Here is a 977-nt window from a genome sequence, read left to right on the forward strand (position 1 = left end):
TTTTTAGACGGCGAGCCTTGGGTTCGAGCGGCGAAGCTTCCATTTATCCCTTTTTGCGAACAGGAACACCCAGCGGGAACGATGCGCGAAGTTGTGGATCAATTGAGTAAATTGAAAGGGCAGGAAGCAGTTGAGTTTACGTTCAATGCATTTGCTCAATTCCTGGATTCAGAGTTGAAGCACCTTCCTCGCGTCATCAAAGAAAACCACATTGATGCTCTGGTGATCGATCAGTCTCACGAAGGTCTGGAACTTGTGCCCATGCACATGGGGATACCGTATGTGCATTACTCGGCTTCCATGCATTTCGATTTCACCGGCAACACGCCGTTATGCATTTTTGCCTGGCCACATGAGGACACACCCGAAGCGCTGGCCAGAAACAAGGAAGGTGTGAAGAATTTCGCCGCGATGCGTGCGCCTCTTCTCGAAGTGATACGCGCTTACGCCCATCAGGCCGGCCTCAAACTTGACTGGGAAGACCCTCTCGCCTGCATTTCCAAGCTGGCCTGGCTGACCCAAACGCCGAAAGAGTTCGACTTCAAGAGTTCTCATTGGCCGTCGCAGTTTCATTACACTGGTCCCGCACATGACGGCCTCGGCCGGATAGATTTGGACTTTCCATGGGACCGATTAACGGGTGAGCCTCTGATCTATGTTTCGATGGGAACGCTGCAGAACGGTCTTGAGCCTGTGTTCACGACGATTGCGGAAGCGGTTGGTGAACGTCCGGGAACGCAGATTGTGATGTCCGTCGGTCCTATCCTTGATGTCGCGCAGATCAAATCTCTGCCGAAGAACGCCGTCGTGGTAAATAGCGCGCCGCAGATCGATCTACTCAAACGTTCTACTTTATGCATCACGCATGCAGGCTTGAACACTGCGCTTGAATCGCTGGCGCAGGGCGTTCCAATGGTAGCTATTCCGGTTACAAATGATCAGCCTGGTGTTGCGGCAAGAATCGTCTACAGCAAAAC

The 977-nt window shown here is 52.4% G+C and carries 1 protein-coding gene; it reads left to right on the plus strand.

The window, feature by feature from the left end:
* Positions 1 to 81 precede the first annotated feature (81 nt).
* On the plus strand, positions 82 to 977 hold an 896-nt coding region (locus tag AC5S26_RS29885; RefSeq protein ID WP_494188593.1), incomplete at its 3' end, for a glycosyltransferase.

It is taken from the genome of Edaphobacter sp. FHG110511_03 (assembly GCF_059115365.1).